Annotated in this window: 20 protein-coding genes; 9 read left to right on the plus strand and 11 right to left on the minus strand. The window is 47.9% G+C overall.

Annotation, left to right across the window (positions count from 1 at the left end; all coding sequences use genetic code 11):
* The first annotated feature begins 42 nt into the window (after positions 1-42).
* The 3 genes from ACYVK4_RS12265 (at position 43) to ACYVK4_RS12275 (ending at position 6,483) form a co-directional block, all read left to right on the plus strand.
* Positions 43-1,647 carry a SusD/RagB family nutrient-binding outer membrane lipoprotein gene (locus ACYVK4_RS12265; protein WP_461127805.1) on the plus strand — a complete coding sequence of 535 codons (1,605 nt, stop codon included), beginning with the start codon at positions 43-45 and terminating at the stop codon, positions 1,645-1,647.
* Positions 1,648-1,777: 130 nt separating this feature from the next.
* Complete coding sequence (locus tag ACYVK4_RS12270; protein WP_461127806.1) at positions 1,778-5,164, plus strand: VCBS repeat-containing protein; 3,387 nt, start codon at positions 1,778-1,780, stop codon at positions 5,162-5,164.
* Entirely contained in the window at positions 5,161-6,483 is a 1,323-nt protein-coding gene (locus tag ACYVK4_RS12275; RefSeq protein WP_461127807.1) for a vanadium-dependent haloperoxidase, read from the plus strand. Before ACYVK4_RS12270 ends, ACYVK4_RS12275 begins: the two co-directional genes overlap by 4 nt.
* A gap of 154 nt (positions 6,484-6,637) precedes the next feature.
* Here the strand turns inward: ACYVK4_RS12275 and ACYVK4_RS12280 are convergent, their stop codons facing one another.
* The 4 genes from ACYVK4_RS12280 to galK form a co-directional block, all read right to left on the minus strand.
* Positions 6,638-7,795, minus strand: a complete 1,158-nt coding sequence (locus tag ACYVK4_RS12280; protein WP_461127808.1) for a glycoside hydrolase family 26 protein — start codon at positions 7,793-7,795, stop codon at positions 6,638-6,640.
* Positions 7,796-7,914: 119 nt separating this feature from the next.
* On the minus strand, positions 7,915-8,595 hold the full coding sequence (locus ACYVK4_RS12285; protein WP_461127809.1) for a cell division ATP-binding protein FtsE: 681 nt from the start codon (positions 8,593-8,595) through the stop codon (positions 7,915-7,917).
* Positions 8,596-8,714: 119 nt separating this feature from the next.
* Positions 8,715-9,380: a fructose-6-phosphate aldolase gene (gene fsa, locus ACYVK4_RS12290; protein ID WP_461127810.1), complete on the minus strand. Its 666-nt coding sequence runs from the start codon at positions 9,378-9,380 to the stop codon at positions 8,715-8,717.
* Between the two features lie 92 nt (positions 9,381-9,472).
* Positions 9,473-10,648, minus strand: coding sequence for a galactokinase (gene galK, locus ACYVK4_RS12295; protein WP_461127811.1), 1,176 nt, complete (start codon positions 10,646-10,648; stop codon positions 9,473-9,475).
* 266 nt (positions 10,649-10,914) lie between these two features.
* Here galK and ACYVK4_RS12300 point away from each other — a divergent pair, with 266 nt between their 5' ends.
* The 3 genes from ACYVK4_RS12300 to ACYVK4_RS12310 all read left to right on the plus strand — a co-directional run bounded on the left by ACYVK4_RS12300 (position 10,915) and on the right by ACYVK4_RS12310 (position 12,909).
* Positions 10,915-11,634 carry a tetratricopeptide repeat protein gene (locus ACYVK4_RS12300; protein WP_461127812.1) on the plus strand — a complete coding sequence of 240 codons (720 nt, stop codon included), beginning with the start codon at positions 10,915-10,917 and terminating at the stop codon, positions 11,632-11,634.
* Between the two features lie 85 nt (positions 11,635-11,719).
* Positions 11,720-12,070, plus strand: a complete 351-nt coding sequence (locus ACYVK4_RS12305) for a transmembrane 220 family protein (protein ID WP_461127813.1) — start codon at positions 11,720-11,722, stop codon at positions 12,068-12,070.
* Positions 12,067-12,909 (plus strand): hydroxymethylglutaryl-CoA lyase, encoded by an 843-nt coding sequence (locus tag ACYVK4_RS12310; RefSeq protein ID WP_461127814.1) that lies wholly within the window; start codon positions 12,067-12,069, stop codon positions 12,907-12,909. Before ACYVK4_RS12305 ends, ACYVK4_RS12310 begins: the two co-directional genes overlap by 4 nt.
* Positions 12,910-12,940: 31 nt before the next feature.
* On the opposite strand, the gene ACYVK4_RS12315 is transcribed toward ACYVK4_RS12310, so the two are convergent.
* Complete coding sequence (locus tag ACYVK4_RS12315) at positions 12,941-13,465, minus strand: DUF7935 family protein (protein ID WP_461127815.1); 525 nt, start codon at positions 13,463-13,465, stop codon at positions 12,941-12,943.
* A gap of 103 nt (positions 13,466-13,568) precedes the next feature.
* Between ACYVK4_RS12315 and ACYVK4_RS12320 the strand changes: the two genes are divergently transcribed.
* Both ACYVK4_RS12320 and ACYVK4_RS12325 read left to right on the plus strand, forming a co-directional pair.
* The gene (locus ACYVK4_RS12320) at positions 13,569-13,847 is read left to right on the plus strand and encodes a HesB/IscA family protein (protein WP_461127816.1); all 279 of its coding nucleotides are present in this window, start codon (positions 13,569-13,571) and stop codon (positions 13,845-13,847) included.
* Between the two features lie 135 nt (positions 13,848-13,982).
* Positions 13,983-17,831, plus strand: coding sequence for a sensor histidine kinase (locus tag ACYVK4_RS12325; protein WP_461127817.1), 3,849 nt, complete (start codon positions 13,983-13,985; stop codon positions 17,829-17,831).
* Between the two features lie 27 nt (positions 17,832-17,858).
* On the opposite strand, the gene ACYVK4_RS12330 is transcribed toward ACYVK4_RS12325, so the two are convergent.
* Positions 17,859-18,452, minus strand: coding sequence for an HNH endonuclease (locus tag ACYVK4_RS12330; RefSeq protein ID WP_461127818.1), 594 nt, complete (start codon positions 18,450-18,452; stop codon positions 17,859-17,861).
* Between the two features lie 357 nt (positions 18,453-18,809).
* On the opposite strand from ACYVK4_RS12330, the gene ACYVK4_RS12335 reads away from it, so the two are divergent.
* Entirely contained in the window at positions 18,810-19,181 is a 372-nt protein-coding gene (locus tag ACYVK4_RS12335; protein ID WP_461129590.1) for a CoA-binding protein, read from the plus strand.
* A 157-nt stretch (positions 19,182-19,338) separates the two neighbouring features.
* Here the strand turns inward: ACYVK4_RS12335 and ACYVK4_RS12340 are convergent, their stop codons facing one another.
* The 5 genes from ACYVK4_RS12340 to ACYVK4_RS12360 form a co-directional block, all read right to left on the minus strand.
* Positions 19,339-20,346: a 3-oxoacyl-ACP synthase III family protein gene (locus ACYVK4_RS12340; RefSeq protein WP_461127819.1), complete on the minus strand. Its 1,008-nt coding sequence runs from the start codon at positions 20,344-20,346 to the stop codon at positions 19,339-19,341.
* Between the two features lie 100 nt (positions 20,347-20,446).
* Complete coding sequence (purS, locus tag ACYVK4_RS12345; protein WP_461127820.1) at positions 20,447-20,698, minus strand: phosphoribosylformylglycinamidine synthase subunit PurS; 252 nt, start codon at positions 20,696-20,698, stop codon at positions 20,447-20,449.
* Positions 20,699-20,786: 88 nt separating this feature from the next.
* Positions 20,787-21,488: a CDP-diacylglycerol--serine O-phosphatidyltransferase gene (gene pssA, locus ACYVK4_RS12350; RefSeq protein WP_461127821.1), complete on the minus strand. Its 702-nt coding sequence runs from the start codon at positions 21,486-21,488 to the stop codon at positions 20,787-20,789.
* Positions 21,489-21,554: 66 nt separating this feature from the next.
* Positions 21,555-22,202 (minus strand): MBL fold metallo-hydrolase, encoded by a 648-nt coding sequence (locus tag ACYVK4_RS12355; protein WP_461129591.1) that lies wholly within the window; start codon positions 22,200-22,202, stop codon positions 21,555-21,557.
* Between the two features lie 145 nt (positions 22,203-22,347).
* Entirely contained in the window at positions 22,348-23,049 is a 702-nt protein-coding gene (locus tag ACYVK4_RS12360) for an SAM-dependent methyltransferase (RefSeq protein ID WP_461127822.1), read from the minus strand.
* Between the last annotated feature and the right edge of the window lie 68 nt (positions 23,050-23,117).

Consider the following 23,117-nt stretch of genomic DNA (forward strand, 5'->3'; position numbering starts at 1 on the left):
AGTAACATTCTCCGGCATGCACACCCAACAAAGACAAGAATCATGAAAAAAAGACTGATAGCATTAACCCTTTTAGCGGGGTCTCTACAGGTTTCGTGTACCGATAATTTTGATGCGATAAATACCGACCCGACCCGTGCTTCGGCGGCTACATTCGATCCAAACCTGTTGTTGCCCAGTGTCCAGTTTGGCCACGTGAGTGCCCATGCCGGGTACAGTGGTCCAATTTTGTTCCAGAGTATGTGGGTGCAGATTTTTGCGTCGACATCATCCGGGGCGGCCAACTACTACTCCAACGCCGATAAGTACGTCATTTCGAGCAACACGAACTCATACCTGAGTAGCACCTGGAATGGTGATTATAGTGCGGCCAGCTATGCCTATGAGATGGAGCAACTCACCAATGGCAAACCAGCCCTGGCCAATCTGAATAATATCGCCAAAATCATGCAGGTGCAGTGCCTGTCGGCTATTTCGGATACCTACGGTGATCTGCCTTATTCGCAGGCACTACAGGCCAAAGCGTCTGGTACGACTTTGCCGGTTTATGACACCCAGGAGAGCGCCTATAAAGCCATGCTGGCCAAACTCGAAACGGCCACAGCAGCCCTGAGCCCAGCTACCCTGCTGCCAACCAATGATGCGTTTCCTTACAAAGGTGACGTTACCAAGTGGAAAAAATATGGCTATTCGCTGATGCTAAAGCTGGCTATGCGTTTAACCAAAGCTGATCCGACGACGGCTAAAACATATGCCGAGAAAGCGGTTGCCGGTGGTGTGTTCACGAGCACGGATGACGATGCCTACGTTATGGCCGATAATGCCAACGGATACGGAAATGGAAACGGCGCTGCTCTGAGTACGCTCGCTGACATTTATCAGGTTCGGTGGAGCAAAACCATGATCGACTATCTGAAATCGACGAACGACCCTCGCTTGAGCGTAGCGGCAGAAGTACCTGCCGATGGCCTGGCCGCCAACCAATCGATCACGGCAGCCGGTAACACAACGCCAAGTGCACAAATTGGCCTGCCCAACGGCTATGACCTGAATGGGGGTGCTACGGATATCACCAAATCGCCCGGCTATCCCGGTGGAACAGGCGCAGGCGCTGATGCTACGCCTATCGGTAAGTATTCGCGCCCAACGCAAATTTATCGCAGCCGTAACGCTCCGTTGTTTGTGTTGACCTATGCTGAAGTTGAATTACTGCTGGCAGAAGCCGTTACCCGAGGTTTCTCGGTAGGCGGAACAGCCGCTGGTCACTACAAAAATGGTGTTGTGGCTGGTATTACAGCCTTGTCGCGTTATGGATCGGCTGCCGCTATAAGCGCAGCTACAGCAAATGCCTATGCAGATGCCAACCCACTCGTGGCTGCCAACGCGCTGAAACAGATCAACGAGCAATACTGGGCAACTACCGGTCTGTTCCTGAATTTCTCAGAAGCCTGGAACAACTGGAAACGGTCGGGATTCCCGGTCTTGACACCGGTGAACTACGTGGGTAACTTCTCGAACGGAGCCATTCCCCGTCGTCAGCCTTACCCAACGGGAGAGGCTACCCTGAACTCAGCAAACTACGCTGCGGCAGTAGCTAAACTGTCGGGTGGCGATACCTGGACAGCCCGCACTTTCTGGGATAAGTAAATCGATTTTATGCTCAAAAAAGGTAAGATGGCATCGTGCTATCTTACCTTTTTTGGCTTATATTGACTGGCTAAAATGATGAATACTACTGCCGGTTCGTGGTTACTCCACGTCGAAAACCGATTAAGTGATGAATAGTCGATTTCTTCCTAGTTCGTTTATCGCCCTGATACATTTACTCCGTGGTTCAGTGCGTTATTTTACGCTACTGCTGTGCCTGTGGCATCCGACTGCGTTTGCGCAGAGTCCACTCTTTCAACTCCTCGCCCCCAAACAAACCCATATTGATTTCCAGAACGACATTAACGAAAATGAAAGCCTGAATGTACTATCCTACGAATACTTTTATAACGGTGGGGGCGTAGCTGTTGGCGATATAAACAATGATGGCTTACTGGATTTGTTCTTCACCGCCAACTTAAAATCGAACAAGCTTTACCTTAACTTGGGCGGGCTGACCTTTAAAGATATTACAAACGATACCGGCGCCGAGCTGGGCGGACGGGCCGGTGGCTGGAAAACCGGCGTGAGCATGGCCGACGTGAACGGCGATGGTCTGCTCGATATATACGTTTGCTACTCGGGGAAAGGCGATGAAAGCAAGCGCCGAAACCAGTTGTTTATCAACCAGGGAGTCGGGCCAAAAGGAACGGTCCGGTTTGTGGAGAAAGCGAAAGAGTATGGCGTCGATGATAACGGCTATAATACACAGGCTACCTTTTTCGACTACGACCGGGATGGGGACCTCGACCTGTTTTTGCTGCACCATAATGTTAAAAAATACGACAATATGGAGCTTGCCAAACTGCACGGCGAAACCGACCTGCTGGCAGGCAATAAGCTGCTGGAAAATAGAAACGGCCATTTTGTCGATGTCTCCCAGAAAGAAGGCATTCACCAATATCCACTTACGTTTGGGCTGGGAATGGCCGTTGCCGATGTTAATAAAGATGGCTGGCCGGATATTTACGTAACCAACGATTATAACGAACCAGACTACCTCTACATCAATCAGAAAGGAATCGATCTGGCAGCCCGGCGGTCGGGTGGGCCCGCTTTCAAAGATGAGACGGAATCGTACTTTCGGCACCTGTCGCAGTTTTCGATGGGGGTTGATATTGCCGATTATAATAACGACGGCTTACCCGACATCATGTCGCTGGATATGCTGCCAGAGGATAACCGGCGCCAGAAATTGTTGCAGCTTCAGGAAAATTACGAGTCGTTCGAGTTGATGCAGCAGCAAAAGCTACAGCGGCAGTACATGCGGAATATGCTGCATCTCAACAACGGAGATGGCACATTCAGCGAAATTGCCCAGACAGCGGGGGTGTCGAATACGGATTGGAGCTGGTCACCTTTGCTGGCCGATTTCGATAATGACGGCTATAAAGATCTGTTCATTACAAACGGTTACCTCCGCGATTATACCAACAAGGATTTTTTGAAATACTGGGGCGACTACAAGATTCGGAAAGCGATTGACAGGGAACCCGTCCAACTGATGGATCTGGTGAAAGCCATGCCATCGACCAAGATTCCCAATTACATCTTCAGCAACAACCACGATTTAACCTTCACCAACAAACAGCGCGACTGGGGGTTTCAAACACCCGCTATTTCCAACGGGGCCATTTACGCCGACCTCGATAACGATGGCGATCTGGAACTCGTTGTTAATAACATTAACGAACCGGCGTTCGTGTATAAGAACATGAGCCGCGAGCAGTCCAAAAATGGCTACCTGCAGCTCAAACTGGCTCCTTCAAAAAACAGGACGGCCGTCGGTGCCAGAGTGACACTCTATGCCAACGGAAATTTGCAGTATCAGGAGGTTAACCCCATACGTGGATACCTGTCCAGCCAGCCGCAGACGCTCAATTTTGGGGTAGGTATGGCAACGAAAATTGACTCTCTCACCATTATTTGGCCCGACCAAACGGTGCAGAAACTCACCAATGTGACTATCAACCAGCAACTGGTCGTCCAGCAAAAGGGAACACCACCTAACGCTGATGGGGCATCGGCACTAAAAAAAGCACCGGCTGTTTTCGCCAAAGTAGAGCCGGTACTATCCCATACGCATGACGGCTTCACCGAAAATGATTTCAAGCGTCAGCCCCTCATGCTCTGGATGTATTCGCATACGGGCCCAATTCTGGCAAAAGGAGATATTAATAAAGATGGCCTGGAGGATGTGTTTATCAGTGGCGACCAAAGCAAGCCCGCCGGTGTCTGGATGCAGCAGCCGAACGGTACCTTCAGACAAAAAGAGGGGTTGGTCATTGGCGACGAGTCGATTTCATCCATTTCGGCCGCTGTCTTTTTCGATGCCAACGGCGATGGCTTCGATGATTTGTATGTAGCGAAAGGAGGCTATTCACTTTTCGAGGTGAATACCACATCTTTTCAGGATGAACTGTACATGAATGATGGAAAGGGGAATCTGTCAGTAGCAAAAACAGCCCTGCCCAATTTGAGTGCCAGCAGTAAATCTTGTGTTCGGCCCTGTGATTATGATGGCGATGGTGACCTCGATTTATTCGTTGGTGGCCGTGTTGTGCCTGGACGCTACCCCGAAGCGCCGGTTTCCTACTTACTTCAGAATAATGGCGCAGGCCAGTTCAAAGCAGTACCCATTCCTTTTGCCAAAATAGGCATGGTAACCGATGTGAAATGGGCCGACATGGATAAGGATGGCCGATCGGATCTGATCTTGTGTGGCGAGTTTATGCCCATAAAAATCTACCTGAACACGAAAGACGGCTTCGTCGATCGGACCAAACAGTACTTCCCGGAAGATGAAAAGGGCTTCTGGCTCTCGCTAACCATTGCGGATGTGAACGGGGATGGTCAAAACGATATTCTGGCTGGAAATCTGGGCACGAATTCGCAGATCAAGTTTTCGTCGAAAGAGCCCGTTGAGCTTGTCTATGCTGATTTTGATGACAACGGGTCCATCGATCCCTTTTTCAGTTTTTATGTGCAGGGAACGGCTTACCCGTTTGTGAGTCGGGATGAACTGAACGACCAGATTTACGGGATGCGAAAGAAATTCGCCTTCTATAAAGATTACGCGAACGCAACCATCAGCGACATTTTTCCAGCCAGTGATTTATCCGGGGCACAAAAGCTGACCGCATCGGAGTGCCACTCGGTCTGTTTCCTGAATGAGAAAGGTAAGTTTGTAAAACGTGAGTTACCAATTCAGGCCCAGTTTGCACCCGTAACAAATATTCTATGCGATGATTTTGATCAGGATGGTCAACTGGATGTGCTCCTGCTGGGCAATAAGTCGGATAACCGCTTGAAACTGGGTAGCATGGATGCCAACTATGGCTGTCTGCTGACAGGAAATGGCAAAGGAGACTTTACGTATGTCAGCCAGCCTACTTCAGGTCTATCGATTATCGGCGATGTGAAATCGGTCATTGACATTGGGATTAACAAAAACAGATATCTGCTGATTGGCGCCTTCAACCAGCCCTTACAGGTTTACAAAATGCAAAAGCCATGAAACGGATTCTATTTGTTTGTTTATGGCTATGTTTGGGTCAGTCAGGAAAAGCTGGTGATCGCAAACCGGACCTGGGTCATCACCTTCAGCCAACGGTTTTTGCCGTAACCATGGTAATGATCCATGATGTGGTGAACCCACCCGCAGCCAGTCGATTCTACACCTATTGTTTACTGGGAGCTCACGAGATTGTCGCTCAGCATCAGAAAACAACAGTGTCCCCATCCGCTTTTGTCCAAAGTTTAGGAAAGGTAAGTCTGGACGTTCCCAAAGCGGATAACTATCAGATCGCTGCTCTTTACTGCATGCTGGAAACGGGACGACTGATTCTGCCGTCGGGCTACATGCTGGAGGAGGAAGAAAAAAAGTTGGTTGATCAGCTACGTAAGGAAAAATACACCGAATCGGTTATTCAGCAATCGGTAGGGGTGGCGCAGGAGATGGCCAAAAAGATACTGACGTATGCAGCCGCTGACAATTATCGAAACCTGAGTGCCCGCACTCGCTATCGACCCAGCAAAGCCGATGGTTTCTGGTATCCAACGCCACCTGGCTATATTGAAGCCATTGAGCCCCACTGGCGCATCATACGCCCTATGCTGATCGATTCCTGTAGTCAGTTTAAACCCCGGCCACCAGTGGCTTTCAGTAAGGACAGCACCAGCGCCTTTTACAAACTGGCCAAGGAAGTGTTTGACATAGGCAATCAACTCACCGACGAGCAACGGTTCATTGCCTCGTACTGGGATTGCAATCCATTTGCCATCAACACCGCGGGGCACATGTCTATTGGATTTAAAAAAATAAGCCCCGGTGGTCATTGGATGAACATTACCAGTCTGGCCACCACGAAAGCCAAACTGTCGTTCGATCAAGCAATAATGGTTCAATCACTGGTGGCTATGACGTTGATGGATGCGTTTATCAGTTGCTGGGATGAAAAATACCGCAGTAGCCGAATTCGCCCCGAAACGGTTATAAATCGACAAATAAGCTCGCGCTGGCAGCCGCTTTTGCAAACGCCACCCTTTCCGGAATATACCAGTGGGCACAGCGTGATTTCTACGGCCGTGTCTGAACTATTGACCTACCTGATGGGTGATAATTTTGCTTTTACTGACAATACAGAAGTGATATTCGATTTGCCGGAGCGCTCGTTCAAGTCCTTCCGGCAGGCAGCCGCTGAAGCCGCTATTTCCCGACTATACGGCGGCATCCATTACCGGGACGCCATTGAAAACGGCCAGGAGCAGGGCAAAGCCATCGGTACGTTTGTCATTGACCGATTAAAGAAAGCAGGGGTCAAACCAGTTTTTTGAAAGCTACTTGGCCAATGCGCCTGTAGCGTTTGAATGAACTCTGTCTGGGCCAAGCTCCAGCTTGGCCTTTGAATTCCATAAGTTGACGGCCAAGCTGGAGCTTGGCCCAGACAGAGCCACTAGCTTTTAATAAACGCCCTATTTCAGAAAGGTACTAAAACAACCCTCTCCGTTTATACATGCTCGGTAAATCATTTTCGAACAGCGTATACGGGTCCTGATAGAATTTAAGGAAGTCAGGAACGCTGGCCTGACCGGGGTAGGGAGCGTAATAATGGGTGGCACTTTGCTTATCATTCCGCCAGACAAGTACATACGAAAGCTTCATTTTCTCCGACTTTAATGCTTTTAGCAGCGTGTTGGTCCACCAGGTGGTATCCGGAATCGACTCCAGACCCGTTTCGGTAAACGCGGCCAGTTTACCGGACTTCTCGGCGTAATCCGAGACGATCTTTAGTTTTTGAATCCCAGCGGCCATGTTGTATCGTCCATTACGGCCAAAATCGGCATAATTGTCTACGCCAAGCATATCGACCCACTCATCACCCGGAAATCGCTCCAGGTAGTCAGCTTCGGTCTTGAACAGGCAATCGGGTGAGAAGGCGTAAATGAAATTATGTACCTGAAGGGTATCGCGCAGATAAGAAACCGTAAACTGCCATAGTGAAATAAAATCTTCCCGTTTGCAATGGGGCTTTCCCCACCAGAACCACCCCCCGTCGAATTCGTGGTATGGCCGAAAAATCATGGGTGCCAGCGTACCATCTTTTCCTTTCACTGAGTTAGCCAGATCGGCAATGGTGCGTAGGATTTCTTTATACTGCTCGTGGTGAGAGCCACCAGGTATCAACAACGAAACAGCAGGCACCGAAACCGTATCGACCCAATAGAAGCCCCCTTTTGAGGCCGGGTTCGAAAAATGCCAGGCCACGGTCGTAACACCGCCCCGGTCATACGTATCAATGATCTGTTTTCTAAGCGACTCTTTGGCCGTTTCAATAGCAGCAGGCGGCCTACCCGACAACCCACTGAAGTCGACCCCAATAACAGCCGGATGTGACCCACTCACAGACTTAACATCGGAGCGATTAACGTCGCCCGCCCAGCCATGCCCATATTCAGTAGCATGCTGATGACCGAAAAGGATATGCTTTTTGGCCAGTCTGTGTAAATTCCGGTAGAGCGCCTTTGTCTCCTTTGTGGCTTTTGGATCGACGAGTTTATTTTTGACGTTGTCGGCAACGAGTGTTGTTGTGCCTAAAAGAGGTACAAGAAGAAAGCACAAGGCAACCCGCCCAAGATGTACGTACATGCTGACTGTATTTTGACGATTCGGGATTTAAAACTCCGTAGTAATTATCAAAAATAAGCTGGCAGTGCGTGTCTTGATTATGGGTAGTTGAAAATTTGGGGTTTATACTAGGGGAGGGGTTACCCTTTCAATTCAATAACCTGTCCATCCTGGCAGCGAAGTACGCGGGCCGGATATTTATTCAACAGGTCGTAGTTGTGAGTAGCCATGAAAACAGCCGTTCCTGAATTATTGATGGCTTGGAAGACCTTCATGATCTGATCGGCCACCGAGGGGTCCAGATTGCCGGTAGGTTCATCAGCAATAAGTATTTGGGGTTCGTTCAGCATGGCTCGGGCCACCACCACCCGCTGTTGTTCGCCCCCGGAAAGTTGATGGGGCATTTTCTTTTGTGCAGTACCAAGTCCCACCTGCATGAGCACATCAGCAATGCGGTTATTCATGTCCGTCTTATTGCTCCAGCCGGTTGCTTTCAGCACGAACTTCAGGTTGTCCTCAACGGAGCGGTCGAAGAAAAGTTGAAAGTCCTGAAATACGATACCTATTTTTCGGCGTAATTGAGGCACGTCACGCGGTTTGAGCGCATCCAGCGCATAACCCGCCACCATCCCTTTGCCGTTTTGCAGCCAGAGATCAGCGTATAAAGTTTTCAGCAAAGACGTTTTACCACTGCCCGTTCGGCCAATAAGATAGGCGAAATCGCCTTTGTTAATCTGAAAGGATACGTCGCCCAATACCAACTTTTTACCCTGGTAAATGTCGGCATGAGTAAGCGTAAGAACGGGTTCCGTCGAAAACATAGATGGGTATGGGGTTTATGGTGGTCAGAATATGGTATGTGGTTTATAGTTAGCTGACGCAAAATTACTTGCTCATCAGCTAACTATAAACCACAATCAGTAAACCGTATACCGTAAACTTATTTTACAGGAAGATTGGCTTTCTCGTGGTCGGCCAGAAATTTAGCCAGACCGCTGTCCGTCAATGGGTGGTTGAGCAACTGCTTCATAACACTCAATGGAGCCGTCATAATATCGGCACCAATCTCAGCGCACTGGATCACGTGCATCGGGTGACGAACAGAAGCGGCCAGCACTTCGGTGGTATATCCGTAGTTCGTGAAGATCGTAACGATCTGTTCGATCAACGCCATACCGTCGGTCGAAATATCGTCTAACCGGCCTACGAATGGAGAAACATAGGTAGCCCCGGCTTTCGCGGCTAACAACGCCTGACCCGCTGAGAAAATAAGGGTACAGTTGGTGCGGATGCCTTTTTCGGAGAAATATTTGATGGCTTTGATGCTATCACCGCTCATGGGCACTTTCACAACGATGTTCTCGTCGATATCAGCCAGTTCTTCGCCTTCTTTAATCATCTCATCGTATTTTACGGAGATAACTTCGGCGCTGACATCGCTCTGCACGATTTCGCAAATCTGTTTGTAATGGCGCATTACGTTGTCTTTGCCCGTAATACCTTCTTTCGCCATCAGCGAGGGATTGGTGGTTACACCGTCAAGAATCCCCATATCCTGGGCTTCGCGAATGTCAGCCAGATTGGCTGTGTCAATGAAAAATTTCATGGTTAAACAGTTATACAGTTAAACAGTCGAGTTGTCAATCAGAGGAGTCTGGTTTGATTGTAAAAGAAGAGTTACCTACTCAAACTACCTGACTACCTGATTACATTCGTCCCGTCCTGGATTTTGCAGACGTGAAGGTACGTATCTTTCCCCGTTCGGGCTTTATATTGTTCGGTAATCAGGTTTGTAAAATCATCAAGGGCCTCTTCGCGGACCAGATTTATGGTGCAGCCACCGAAGCCGCCCCCCATCATCCGGGCACCAAGTACACCGGGGTGTTGCCGGGCAATATCCACCAATATATCTAACTCAGGACAACTAACTTCATACCAGTGGCTTAAACCCTCATGAGAGCCGTACATAAGCTGACCAAAGGCGTGAAGGTCATCGGCTTCCAGAGCAACAACTCCGTCGAGCAGGCGTTGATTTTCCTGTACGACATATGCGCACCGACGATAGATGAGTGGCTCTGTATCACGAAGATGCTGATCCAGCATCGGCATGGTTACGTCGCGCAGGCTTTTAATTTCGGGATAAAACGTTTGTAGAAATCTTACACCCGCTTCGCATTCGGCCCGGCGCGTGTTGTATTCTGAGGTTACGAGCGAGTGCTTCACGCGTGAATCGCAGAGGACGATCCGGATACCGTCCATTTGCAGGGGGGCGTATGTATACTCAAGCGAGCGGCAATCGAGTTTGATAACATGATCGGCTTTCCCCATCATGCTGGCAAACATATCCATGATACCGACTTTAGCCCCCACAAAATCATTCTCGGCCCGCTGAGATAGTTTCACCAGTGTGATGCGGTCTACCCCCAACTGAAAAAGTTCGTTCAGGGCGAAACCAACGCCATTCTCCAGCGCTGCCGACGATGATAGTCCCGATCCCATTGGAATGGTACCGCCAAATACACAATTGAAACCGCCCATTTGGTGACCTGCCAGCCGAAACTGGGCAACAACACCAAGCAGATAGTCGGCCCAGGTATTCGTCGGAGTCAGCTCATTGATTGAACCCTGGAAGGTTTTGTTCAGGTCGTGCGCTATAAAATGAAGTTCATCATCTGTGCGGGGACCAACGGCCAGATAAATCGCTTTATCGATAGCGGCCGGAAGAACGAATCCCTCATTATAGTCGGTATGCTCACCAATGAGGTTGACACGACCGGGAGAGCAAATCAAAAGGGGGAGATTCGTCTGCTGGTCGGAAGATTCCGCCGGAAAGGCCTGCTGATAGGAATGGGTGAGCTGACTGAGTAGGTCCATGTTAGGCTTGGGAAATTTAGCGGTTTACTACAGCTAAACGCATGACCCGCTAAACAGGGTAACCGTGCCGGAAAATGAAACCTTACGGGACGGAAACAAAAAATGGCAAACCAATGTCTCACCGCTACGACCACCTACCCTTGCTTCGGTCAAGACCTGGGGGATTCAGCAGGAGCTGGTAGCACCGATTTGCCGATGCAAAGTTAAGTAATTCTTCGTCAAACGACCAAATTTCACCCGTACCTTTGCTGGCAAATTAAGAAAGTATGAAGCGTTTAGTTGTTGTGTTGGCCAGTATTGTATTCAGTATCAGTGCCTGTAGTTCTTCCGATAAATATGTAGAACAGGGCCGAAATTATTTAAAAGAGGGTAAATTCAGAGAGGCTGTGCAGGTTTTGAACCAGGCGATCGAGGCTGATGACAAAAATGTTGAAGCATTTAACTCGCGGGGGGTGGCTTATTTTGAGCTGAAAGAATACGCCAATGCCACGCTCGATTATGATCAGGCCATCAAAATCAAGCCGGAGTTTTATCGCCCTTATTACAATCGCGCCCTCCTGAAAATAGCCCAGAATGACCAGGCCGGGGCGCTGAAAGACTACTCAGACGCCATCCGGTTCGTGCCGGATACGAGCCGGGCAATTGGGGCCGAACTTTATCTGAACAGGGGACAGTTGTTTGCCACACAGGGGCAAATTCAGCCTGCTCTGACTGATTTTACAAAAGCCATTTCCCTTAACCCCAATAATTCGCTGGCGTTGTATAACCGGGGTAATTTGCGGTTTAAAGAGAAAGATCTGGCGGGAGCCATTGCCGATTTTCAGGAAGCTGTTCGGGCCGATCCAAAGTTTGGTAAGGCTTTTTACGGATTGGGGATAGCGCAGATGATCAATAACGAACGGGAAAGCGGCTGTTTGAGTCTAAAGCAGTCCCAGACATTAGGGTATGCTGATGCAGCAACGGCGGTAGCTGAATATTGTCAGTAAGGTTTTGGTGAATCCGATACGTTAAATTCAGTAAGTCGGTCGTTTTAAGTTCTTATAAAGGCGAATTTATCTGTTATCCATTCAAATGAAAAAGACGTTTTCAATCGTTTTTGGCCTGCTATTTATTCTGTTTGCCGCTTTTCAGTACAACGATCCCGACCCGGAGGTCTGGATTCCGATTTATGGAATGGCGGCCGTGGCCTGCTTTATGGCCTATGCCGGCGTAGGTAAATGGTGGTTTTTTGTGGGTATGGCGCTATTGTTCGTGGTGGCTGCCGTGTATCAATGGCCTCCCGTTTTCGAGGGGTTTCTGTTCAGCGAAGTAGGAATGCGCAGCATGAACATTGAAATGGCCCGTGAGGCTGGCGGTTTAGCCATTTGCGCGGCAGTGATGGCTATTCTGGCTGTGCTCACACGTCAACCCGTCCGGGCATGAAACTAATTGAGTGCCCACGCGATGCCATGCAGGGACTGGCTCATTTCGTACCAACGGACTTGAAGATCCGTTACCTGAACGCGTTGTTAGTGGTCGGCTTCGATACCCTCGATTTTGGCAGTTTTGTGTCGCCCAAAGCCATTCCACAAATGCGCGACACGGCCGAGGTGCTGGCTGGTCTGGACTTAACCAAAACTAATACAAAGCTACTGGCTATTGTTGCCAACACACGCGGAGCCGCTGAAGCTGTAGCCCATCCGCAAATTCAGTACGTGGGCTTTCCTTTATCAGTGTCAGAAACGTTTCAGCAACGAAATACCAATAAATCCATTGAGCAGGCTTTTACGGAGGTGGCCGAAATGCAGTCCCTATGCATTCAGACTGGAAAACAATTGGTGGTATATCTGTCGATGGGCTTCGGAAATCCTTATGGCGACGCGTACAGTCCTGACCGGGTGGGCGACTTTACTGACCGATTAAGCCAGTTAGGTATTCAAATCATTGCGCCTTCCGACACGGTTGGCACATCGACGCCCGAAGCGATTGAAACCTTGTTTCGCCAGTTGATTAGCCGATTCCCACAGGTTGAGTTTGGTGCCCATCTGCATGGTCTGCCGGGTGAAGGACCCGCAAAGGTCCGGGCGGCATGGCGGGGGGGTGTACGTCGTTTGGATGGTGCCCTTCGGGGCTTTGGCGGCTGCCCAATGGCGACTGACCAACTCACCGGAAATTTGCCAACCGAGGAAATAATACAGACCCTGGCTCAGGAAGGTTTAAGTCTGCCAATTAATCAGGAAGCCTTTCAGAAAGCCCTGACCTTATCAGCAGGCGTGTTTTAATGTAGCGCGGGTGAAAACCCGCGCTACTCCGTTACATAAACATCACCTGAATTTCTTCTTTTACGGCTTTTAGGGCTTCGTAAGTAGGCTGTTTGTCGGTTTGGATTATCCGCTCGAAAATTCGCTTGGACAGTTCAAGGGCCGGAGCATCGGGGCGCGTATCTCCCGAAGCCTGATTGATCAGGATCATTACGTCGTTCATGGCTGCCTGAATCTGGTCCCAGGTTGCCTGGCTCATGTACACCTGCTGCGACAGGTTATGGTTATACTCATCCCGAATTTCCTGTAAGAGCCGCTGCTGCAACTCCAGTACAGTTGTTGAACTTCCCCCCAAACGCAACAATAAGTTGTTAGGGCTAATACGTTCCAGAAATAGCACCATTCGTTCGAAAGCCTGTAGCCGAATTGGAACGACCGTTTCAGTGTAACGGTTTTTTACTTCGTACTGGTGTCGGCTGGCTTCGCGATCAAGTAATAGTTTAACGGTCAGGTACATGCCATATAAGACCAGCGAAGCTGGTACAATCAACTTTAAAAAATCACTTACTAGCTCCATAAAAAGGGAAATGTTGTTAAAGGAAAACGGTAATTTTAAAGATACTTACTACTGCCTGACACTTTTTTTGGTCTAAACAGGTGCTTACTTCGTACGTTTTGCTATGCTTGAAAATCCTGTTCTTGTTAAGCCTGAAGCGCGTCAACAGATTATCGACACCTTACAGGCGAATAAAATTCCCGGCGAATACGGCCTGCGTGTTGGTATTCGGGGGGGAGGTTGTGGTTCATCCTGGCTATTGGGTTTCGACCTTCCAGGCCCCGCCGACGAAGTCTATAACGTGGAAGGTGTACAGGTCATTATTGATAGAAAACATTTACTCTATGTGCTTGGGGCAGAAATTGGCTATGAAACGGGAGGGTTTACGATCGAAAAGGTTTGATAATTAGTTGCTTATCAGATTTTCCTGCAAATTTAGTTACGACGCCAGTTTATTGAGGACTGTCAAATATACCCGAACGTCAGAAATTTTGGCACGATTTTAGGACTATTAGAACAAAGCCATTACCTACGTTTTGTGAAGCGCATTGAAGAACATATTTTCTTACTCTTAGCTGTATTAGCAGTAGCCTTATCGGTTATTTGCTTCTTCCTGTTGGAGCAAAACGCCCCAGGGGCTACAGATGAGCAGTACATAAGTGCTGTTCAGCAACGCGTAAAAGAAGAGCTCCAAACCAGCGCTACTGAATTGGACAGCGTATCGGCCTTACTAAAGCGAAAACCAAAACCCACATTTGCTGATTTAAGCGTACCTACCGAATATCCTTACTTCATTTTTCGAAACGAGAAGCTCGTTTACTGGTCCGACCATCGCTTTATTCCCGAGTATAGCCGACTTTCGTCGGTGACGACGCCGAAGCTGGTAAGTCTTGGAAAAGAGCGATACATCGTTAGTCAGCATCGGGTAGCCAATGGCTCCGAACTACTCGAAGTATTTTCTCTAATCAACATCTACAGGTATTATCATAGCAATAACACCTACCTGCAATCCGGCTATAATCCAGATTTATTTTCCCTCGACCCGGTCGGCCTGTCAGATCAAAGGCTAAACACATTCCAGGCGATTTATGATAATGACTCCGCCTTTTTATTTTCGGTCGTACCGCCCAAGGTAGAGGCTTACCGGAATCATTCAACGCCCGTCAACACAGTTATATTAGCCACATTAGGCATAATTTTCCTGGGCCTGTACATCATTCAACTGATGTTTCGGTTGGAGCAAAAACGAAAATTTGAAGCAGGCTTCATCTGGTTAGCGGCTTACCTGCTCCTGCTACGGGCCGTTATGCTGTATTTTGGCGTACCATTTTTGTTTATTGAGTCAGATCTGTTCAATCCCAAGTTCTACGCATCGTCCATACTGGTTCCGTCGCTGGGTGATCTACTCCTGAACGCACTTGTTATTGTAGCGCTGGCTTTTTACTGGGTCAGGCATTATTATCATTCGCGTATCTATGCCTACTTTCTGGTCTTGCCAGTGTGGCTGAAAACAATTATCTCAATTGTTTGTGTCGTTGTCAGTTATGCGGTATTTACGCTTTGCTACATCGAACTGAATAATATTTACGAAAAGTCTCAGTTTACACTTGACATCACGCTTAATATTCGGTTCTCGTTCCTGAAAATAGTTTGTCTGATCGTTTTCATCACGATCTCGTTTATCTATTTTCTGATTACGCACCTACTGGCGAGTTTATTTTTACGATATAATCGCAAACAGGTTGGCATGGGTGTCATCCTGATTTTAGCAGGCACACTCACGTCAGCAGGGCTATGGTACTTGATAGGCTGGCCGCTCAACAGTGTCTTTCTGCTGAATGGCCTTTATTTTCTTATCGTTTTTGTCAGTCAGTTCACAAAAACGCTTTATGTATTTCGGTATAAAACGTCAATATACTTTTTTCTGTCTGCTTTTATCTATGCAGTTATGACAGCCTATGTTGTTTATAATCAAGAGATTAAAAAGCAATTGATTCATGAGCAGGAGTTTGCTGCTCAGCTTCTGGCCGAAAATGATGAGTTTGGTGAATTCCTGATGAGTAAAGCCCAGGAGTCTATCCAGCAGGATGATGACATAGGCCGTGCTCTGCAAACCGACACGCTGCTTGTTCGGGAGCGTATTCAACAGCGGGTTAAAAGTGTACACCTCGACAAATATTTTGACAAATACGATATTCAAGTCTTTTCGTTTCGTGCCAACGGGCGTCCACTCGACATTAGTCCCAATGCCGTTTCATTTGCCGGCTTTGCAAGCAGATATCGCCAGGCTGATTACCAGACTGAATACCCTGGCGTTTATTTCGTCAATGAGGCTGGTAATGAATTTGTTAAGCAATACCTGTGCTTTATAGCGATTCGAAGGGCTGGCCAGGAATTGCAACCGGCTCATTTACCGGGAACCGTCTCATCGGATACATTAGGTTATGTGGTTCTGGATCTTCGCTTGCGAAATGAGCGACCTAAAAGTGTGTATCCCGAACTTTTGGTCGATACAAAATTTACCCAAAATCCCGACACCCAGGCCTATAGTTACGCCTTTTTTAGCGGTACTCGTCCTGAAAACCGCATGCCGGGTCGGGCCGATAAGCACCAGTTGCTGTATAGTGCCGGTAGCTACAATTATGATCGGAAGTTCGAATTTCCATTCCTAAATAATTCCAGCCTCTACGAAAATGGCATTTCGAGCAACGGGTATCAACACGTAGCAAAGCGGGGGCAGGATGGACGAATTGTAGTTGTCTCGTCGGCCGAATATCCATTTCGGAATATATTTTCCAACTTCTCATTTCTGTACCTTTTGCTGGTGCTAACAGTCATCACGGTCATACTTGGTTATGCTATCAACTACGGGTTTTCGCAGTTTAGCATTAACTATTCGACCCGGATCCAGATACTGTTGAATGTGGCTTTCTTTCTGCCTTTGTTGTTCGTTATAGTGATCATTGTCAACGTGATCGGCTCCAATTACATCGCTAATCAGGAAAGTACCTATATCAGTAATACCCGAAATATTGCAGCTAATTTCCTGACCTATCTGGACGAACATCTTCATGAGAAGAAACGCAGCAAAGCTTCGATGGAGGAGGAGCTAAGTAAAATTGCCCGGGATGCTGATATTGATATAAACCTGTTCGATACACAGGGGCGTCTATATACATCTACCCGGCCGCTTATTTACGAAAGCGGTTACCTTTCCAAATACATAAATCCGGAGGCTTACATTCATATTATTGAGGACAAGGAAAACGAGCGGCTGCTGAATGAATCGCTGGGTAGTAAACAATATCGAACGGCCTATGCAGGTATCAAATCATACGATGGCCGACTTCTTGGCGTGCTTAGTATACCTTATTTTTACGCGCGTCCTGAACTTGACCGCCAAATAATTGAAGTGATTGCTTCGGCGCTGAGCATTTTTACGGCCCTGTTCCTGTTCTTCCTTATCCTGTCCTATTTCGCGTCGCATGTCCTGACAAAGCCGCTTCGTTTATTAACGCAGAAAATACGAAAAACGAACCTTGAACTGCCAAACGACCCTTTGCACTGGCAGTCGGACGATGAGATAGGCTTGCTCATTCGGGAATATAACCGGATGCTGGTCAAGTTGGAAGAGAGTAAATTGGCCCTGGCACAAACGGAGAAACAATCGGCCTGGCGGGAAATGGCAAAGCAGGTTGCTCACGAAATCAAGAACCCGTTAACACCCATGAAGCTTACGCTGCAACATTTGCAGCGAACGTTTCCGAATCCTAAAGAGTCAACGGGAGAGACAAATGATCCGGCCCGCCGAATCATGCTTCGGACGTTTGATTCGCTGTTAGATCAGATAGATAACCTCAGTGACATTGCCACGTCTTTCTCGGAGTTTGCGAAAATGCCTTTGCCTAAAAAAGAGGTTTTCGAGGTAACGGGGGTATTCAATAAAACGGCGGATCTGTATGCTGATGATAAACGAATCAAGCTGAACCGACAAATAACGAATGGCCCTATTATGGCAGTCGGCGACAGGCAATTAATTGGCCGCATTTTGACCAATTTGCTGATCAATGCCATCCAGTCTGTTCCACCCGGACGGAAACCTGAAATTGATCTTAAATTATACACGAACACCGACGCGGTACAGATTGAGATTCACGACAATGGAGCCGGAATTCCCGAAGCGATTCGAAGCAAAGTGTTCCTGCCGAATTTTAGTACCAAGCGGGGTGGTTCCGGTTTGGGTCTCGCCATTGCCAAACGGGGAATTGAACATGCGGGCGGCACGATCTGGTTCGAGTCTACCGAGGAGGTAGGTACTTCCTTCTTTGTGTCGCTTCCTTTGGCTGGTGTTCCCGGGCCCTTGGTTGGCGAGTCAGTCAATTATTGACACAACGATTAGATACCGTTGAACGGATCAATCAATTTTAACGTGCTTCCAGTTTTCGCCCGAGCGGATTCGGTTGAGCTGAGTGTGGGTAATACCAAATTGCTTGGCAATCATTTTCAGCCTGTTCTTATCGTTAAGTAACAGCTTCTTGATGATCCTGACTTTACTCTCGGTTAGCTTATAATTTCGGGTTTGCCGGGGCAGTTGCCGGTTTTTGAGACTAGGATTATTCCGATTGTGTTCAATCATTTCATCCTTCGTTACCCACCGAAGATTCGGGTAATAATTATTTTTTTTATCGTGGTCGACATGAATAACGAAGATCTGTTCTGGTTGATCCCTTTTCACGAAGTGTTCCGCTACTAGTTTATGAACATACCGGTTCAGGGTTTTCCCCCCTGAGCGTATATTCAGAGATCTATAGCCTTGAATGACAGAGCCTTTTATGAATTTGCTGGTTGGTTGACTTGGGCTAACACCAGCGCGGGTAGCCGATGCTGATTGAAAACTACGTAAGCGACCGTAGTTCGAAACCTCATAATGAGGTGGATTTTCAATTCCTTCAAACAGAATAGGTACCCACTTCTCATTCCAATAACTTTGGCTCTCTTTAGCATTCATGAATGAAGCAAATTTCAGGCGTAGCTATTTACATAACTTACTGCCAATCTAAATAAACGTACTTACTTACAGGCAAAAAAGAGTCAGGCAGACAATATACAAAAATCATTAGTATGTAGAACTCCGCTTGCCGCTTCCCCTCCCTATCTTACAGATGGATTCTTAACTAGAATAAACTGAAATGGTTATTAAGGTAACTGAAATAATACGGAAAATTGACTACACAATGACTCATTTCGATCATGAGATGAGCGCCAATTTCAGTAAAGTGCCTCTGGTTTTAAACTGCTTGCATTCTGTTTTTGTTAACGATAGAATGGAGCTTTACGGGTAACGCGTACGGCTTTTACCAGTATGATGGAAAGAGAACTTAAAAAGACGGTCATTGTGGGGGCCACGGAGAAATCGGGCCGATACGCTAATCTGGCTGCTTATAGCCTCCTACGACACGGCCACGATATTGAATTGATCGGCTCCCGGGAAGGGGAGATCGAAGGGCGTCCGATTCAAACGGGTCAGCCGGAATTGGTGGATGTTGACACGGTAACCTTGTATGTGGGTCCGCAGAACCAGCCACCCCTTTACGACTACATCAAGAGCTTAAAGCCAAAGCGGGTCATCTTTAACCCGGGTACCGAAAACCCTGACTTTGAACGCCAGCTACAGGCCGAAGGCATTGAACCTCTCGAAGCGTGTACGCTGGTTATGCTATCTACAGGAACGTATTGACATAGAGTTGGTAAGTTGATAAGTCGGTAAGTTGGTAAGTCAGTAAGTGGCTGACGCGAAAGCAATCTATCGCGTCAGCCACTTACTGACTTACTGACTTACTGACTTATCAACTTACTGACTTGCCAACTTAGGCGAAGCCACTTACCGACTATTTTCACCACTTCATCAAGGCCGAAGCCCAGGTGAAGCCGCTGCCAAAGGCGGCTAGGCAGACCAGATCACCGGGTTTGATTCGACCTTGCTCGAAAGCTTCGGTCAGGGCGATGGGGATGGAGGCTGCCGTGGTATTGCCGTACTGCTGAATGTTATTAAATACCTTTTCGTCGGGCAAATTCATTTGTTGCTGCACATAGCCCGAAATACGAATATTTGCCTGGTGGGGTACCAATAATGAAAGGTCATCGGGTTGGAAACCATTGGCCGTCAGACTTTCATTAATCACTTCCATAAATCGAACGACCGCATGTTTGAATACGGCATTACCATTCATGGTAACGTTGTAATTTCCCTCTGCTACGGTTGCTTCGGTTATCCACTGACCATCGCGGCTACTACCGGGGTCACGTATATAGAGTTCCTCGGCGTATCGTCCATCAGCATGGAGGTGAGTCGAGAGAATACGGTGCTCAGGATCAGTGGTGGCTTGTACAACAGCAGCACCCGCTCCATCGCCAAAAATGACGGCTACCCCGCGACCTTCATTACTTTTGTTGAGTAATGAAGACTGTATTTCTGAGCCAACCACCAGAATGGTTTTGTACATGCCCGTTCTAATAAACTGATCAGCTATAGAAAGCGCATAAACGAAACCGGAGCACTGGTTGCGAATATCAATCACACCGATGCCATCCAAGCCTAACTCACGCTGCATCAAAAAAGCCGAGCCCGGAAAATAATAGTCCGGCGTTATAGTGGCATAGACAATGAGGTCAACCGCTGAAGCCTCCAACCCGGCTCGGTCGAGTGCCATACGCGATGCGGCCGTAGCCATGCTGGCATTTGTGTCTTTTCCGTATGTAAAATACCGCCGTTGTTTGATACCCGTTCGTTCCTGAATCCAGGCGTCGGAAGTATCCATATACTGGGTCAGGTCATCATTCGTGACAACATTATCTGGCACGTAAAAGCCTAGCCCTTTAATACTGGAGTAAACCGTATTCATTTTCAACTTGTCAAATAGATCGTAAACGTAGCACTTTTAGGGCAGTAAGCAGCCACAATAACAGAGTTGCCCGTTAAACGAAAACAAAACCACGACCTGATTAAGCCGTATGGAGTTCAAAAGAATACTCCTCCATAATCAAATTAGCCAGCAATTGACGGCAGGCAGCATCGACTGTGGTACGGGCTTCCTCTTCACTGGCGGCATCTACTTCCAGGCGAATGTGTTTGCCAATACGAACATTGTCGATTGTATCCATGTGCAGGTTATGAAGTCCCAGTTTGACAGCTTTGCCCTGGGGGTCCAGGATCTCCGAGCGAGTCATGATGTTAATTTCAGCGATGTATTTCATTATAAAGAGTAAAAGAGCGAAAGGCTGAAAGGGTAGAAGAGTGAAGGAGCGAAAGAATAAAAGCTATTTAACTTATTTTCTCGCTTCTTCACTCTTTCACTCTTTCGCTCTTTCGGTCTTTCGAAAAAAGTGAAACAAGAATGTAAAGAAGAATAATTAATGGAATGGCTGCAAAGTGCAAAAATAGCAATAGCAACGCGGAAGCTATCAGAAAACTGAATTTAATGCGGTTTTCGGCCCAGCCAAAGGTCTTAAATTTTAGTGCAAAAAGGGGAAGTTCCGATACGAGCATGAACGAAAAAGCGATCATCATCCCCAGGGCAATGTCATTTTTCCAGATTGAATCGAACTGAGGCTGATAGCGTTCCATAAGGGGGAAAGCACCAATGAGCATGGCATTGGCCGGAACCGGCAGGCCAATGAAGGATTCCGACTGACGGGTGTCGATATTGAAATTGGCCAGCCGTAAAGCCGACAAAACCGCAATCAAAAAAGCACCGTACGAAATGGCTCCCAAGTCCTGAAACCAGCAAAGTTGAAAAACGATCATGGCTGGGAGGGCACCAAAGGTGACGACATCAGCCAGGGAATCAAGCTCTTTGCCAAATGGGCCGGAGACCTTTACCATTCGGGCTACAAACCCATCGCCAAAATCAAGAATAGCGGCTAATCCAATTAACCAGGCAGCTGTATCCAGATGACCTCGCAGGGCCATTACCATACCGATACAACCACACAGCAAATTGCCGCAGGTCATGGCATTGGGAAGGTGTTTGAGTAAGGCGTTCATAAATGAAAAATGAAGATTTATACATGAATACGGGTCGAATGCCGATTTTACTCGGTAACCCTCATTTTAATTCTTCATTTCTTTAACAAAGGGGTTCGTGCGTTTCTCCTGACCAATCGTTGTTGGTTCCATGTGGCCTGCATACACCACATAGTCGTCAGGAAGGGTGAAAAACTTGGTTCGTATGCTGTTGATGAGGTCGGCGTGGTTACAGTATGGAAAGTCGGTGCGGCCAACACTTCCGTTAAAGAGAACATCTCCACCAATTATATACCGTTCTGCATGGTTGACAAAAGCCACATGACCCGGCGCGTGACCCGGTACAAAGAGAACATCTAAAACCGTATTACCAAACGTAAACTGATCACCTTCTTTTATATGCCCGTCGATGGTCGATGGCTCGTAGCCACGCAATCCATAAATCGCACAGCGAGTCGGCACATCATTAAAAATTACCATGTCAGATTCGTGCAGGTAGGCTTTCACGTTGAATTTTCGCTTCACATAGGCTACGCCAAACACATGGTCCAGATGGGAATGTGTGAGCAGGAGGTACTTAATGGTGAACTTATGGCTATCAATAAACCGACCGAGTGCTTCCTTTTCAGCCTGTTCATAACAACCAGGGTCAATGATGACGGCATCACCTGTTGTATCGTCAGCAATGACGTAGGTGTTTTCGTGAAAAGGAGAGAATTCGAAGGTTTGAATCATAAAGGAGTTGGTAAGTCGGTAAGTCGGTAAGTCGGTAAGTCGGTAAGCGGCTTCGCCTAAGTCGGTAAGTGGGCGATGCACGGGTTGCTCGTAGCCTATACTTACTGACTTACCGACTTAGGCGAAGCCGCTTACTGACTATTTATTACAAAAGTAGAAACACCGTTGGTTTTTTGCGTAAATCGGGGACCTGTGTTTTCCATTCCTTTATTGTCATCGTACGAACGAATGCGTCAGGAGCGGTGAGATTACAGGCGACACACAAGCGGGTATTACCCTGACAATTCGCCAGGGTATCGGCAAAAAGGGCATCGTTCCGGTAGGGCGTTTCCATGAAAATCTGGGTCTGCCGACGTTCCAGTGCTTCTTTTTCCAGAAAACGTATGGCGCGGGCTCGGTCCTGCCGTTCGATGGGTAGGTACCCATGAAACACAAAGGACTGTCCGCTCATGCCCGAGGCCATCAGGGCCAGTAAAATCGACGATGGGCCAACCAGTGGCTCTACCCGCCAGCCCAGTGTGTGCGCCATGGTTACAACCACAGAGCCAGGATCAGCAACACCAGGGCAACCCGCTTCCGACAAAACACCGGCATTCCGTTTTCGCTCCATCAGCTCCTGAATCTGCCGCCGGGTGTCGGCAGCGGGGGTGTCTTTATCAAGATCGAAAAATGTTGTTTCGTCAATGACGCGGCTAGTCTTCAAACCACTGATAAACCGACGGGCTGAGCGGGCGTTTTCGACAAAATAGGCGTCCGTTTTTTCGATAACGTTCCGGATGTGTGGCGGAAGCACCTGCTCGGCGGTATCATCGGCGAGTAGAGTAGGAATGAGATATAAAGTTGGCATATGATTTAACGCAAAGAGCGCAAAGGTAAGCCGCACCGGCCATAAAGAATACGCTGGCTTGCAATACG

This window comes from Spirosoma aerophilum (assembly GCF_054782495.1).

Coding starts and splice junctions, on each gene's coding strand:
- ACYVK4_RS12265 (WP_461127805.1), top strand. CDS start 43: ATGAAAAAAAGACTGATAGCATTAACCCTTTTAGCGGGGTCTCTACAG.
- ACYVK4_RS12270 (WP_461127806.1), top strand. CDS start 1,778: ATGAATAGTCGATTTCTTCCTAGTTCGTTTATCGCCCTGATACATTTA.
- ACYVK4_RS12275 (WP_461127807.1), top strand. CDS start 5,161: ATGAAACGGATTCTATTTGTTTGTTTATGGCTATGTTTGGGTCAGTCA.
- ACYVK4_RS12280 (WP_461127808.1), bottom strand. CDS start 7,795: ATGTACGTACATCTTGGGCGGGTTGCCTTGTGCTTTCTTCTTGTACCT.
- ACYVK4_RS12285 (WP_461127809.1), bottom strand. CDS start 8,595: ATGTTTTCGACGGAACCCGTTCTTACGCTTACTCATGCCGACATTTAC.
- fsa (WP_461127810.1), bottom strand. CDS start 9,380: ATGAAATTTTTCATTGACACAGCCAATCTGGCTGACATTCGCGAAGCC.
- galK (WP_461127811.1), bottom strand. CDS start 10,648: ATGGACCTACTCAGTCAGCTCACCCATTCCTATCAGCAGGCCTTTCCG.
- ACYVK4_RS12300 (WP_461127812.1), top strand. CDS start 10,915: ATGAAGCGTTTAGTTGTTGTGTTGGCCAGTATTGTATTCAGTATCAGT.
- ACYVK4_RS12305 (WP_461127813.1), top strand. CDS start 11,720: ATGAAAAAGACGTTTTCAATCGTTTTTGGCCTGCTATTTATTCTGTTT.
- ACYVK4_RS12310 (WP_461127814.1), top strand. CDS start 12,067: ATGAAACTAATTGAGTGCCCACGCGATGCCATGCAGGGACTGGCTCAT.
- ACYVK4_RS12315 (WP_461127815.1), bottom strand. CDS start 13,465: ATGGAGCTAGTAAGTGATTTTTTAAAGTTGATTGTACCAGCTTCGCTG.
- ACYVK4_RS12320 (WP_461127816.1), top strand. CDS start 13,569: ATGCTTGAAAATCCTGTTCTTGTTAAGCCTGAAGCGCGTCAACAGATT.
- ACYVK4_RS12330 (WP_461127818.1), bottom strand. CDS start 18,452: ATGAATGCTAAAGAGAGCCAAAGTTATTGGAATGAGAAGTGGGTACCT.
- ACYVK4_RS12335 (WP_461129590.1), top strand. CDS start 18,810: ATGGAAAGAGAACTTAAAAAGACGGTCATTGTGGGGGCCACGGAGAAA.
- ACYVK4_RS12340 (WP_461127819.1), bottom strand. CDS start 20,346: ATGAATACGGTTTACTCCAGTATTAAAGGGCTAGGCTTTTACGTGCCA.
- purS (WP_461127820.1), bottom strand. CDS start 20,698: ATGAAATACATCGCTGAAATTAACATCATGACTCGCTCGGAGATCCTG.
- pssA (WP_461127821.1), bottom strand. CDS start 21,488: ATGAACGCCTTACTCAAACACCTTCCCAATGCCATGACCTGCGGCAAT.
- ACYVK4_RS12355 (WP_461129591.1), bottom strand. CDS start 22,202: ATGATTCAAACCTTCGAATTCTCTCCTTTTCACGAAAACACCTACGTC.
- ACYVK4_RS12360 (WP_461127822.1), bottom strand. CDS start 23,049: ATGCCAACTTTATATCTCATTCCTACTCTACTCGCCGATGATACCGCC.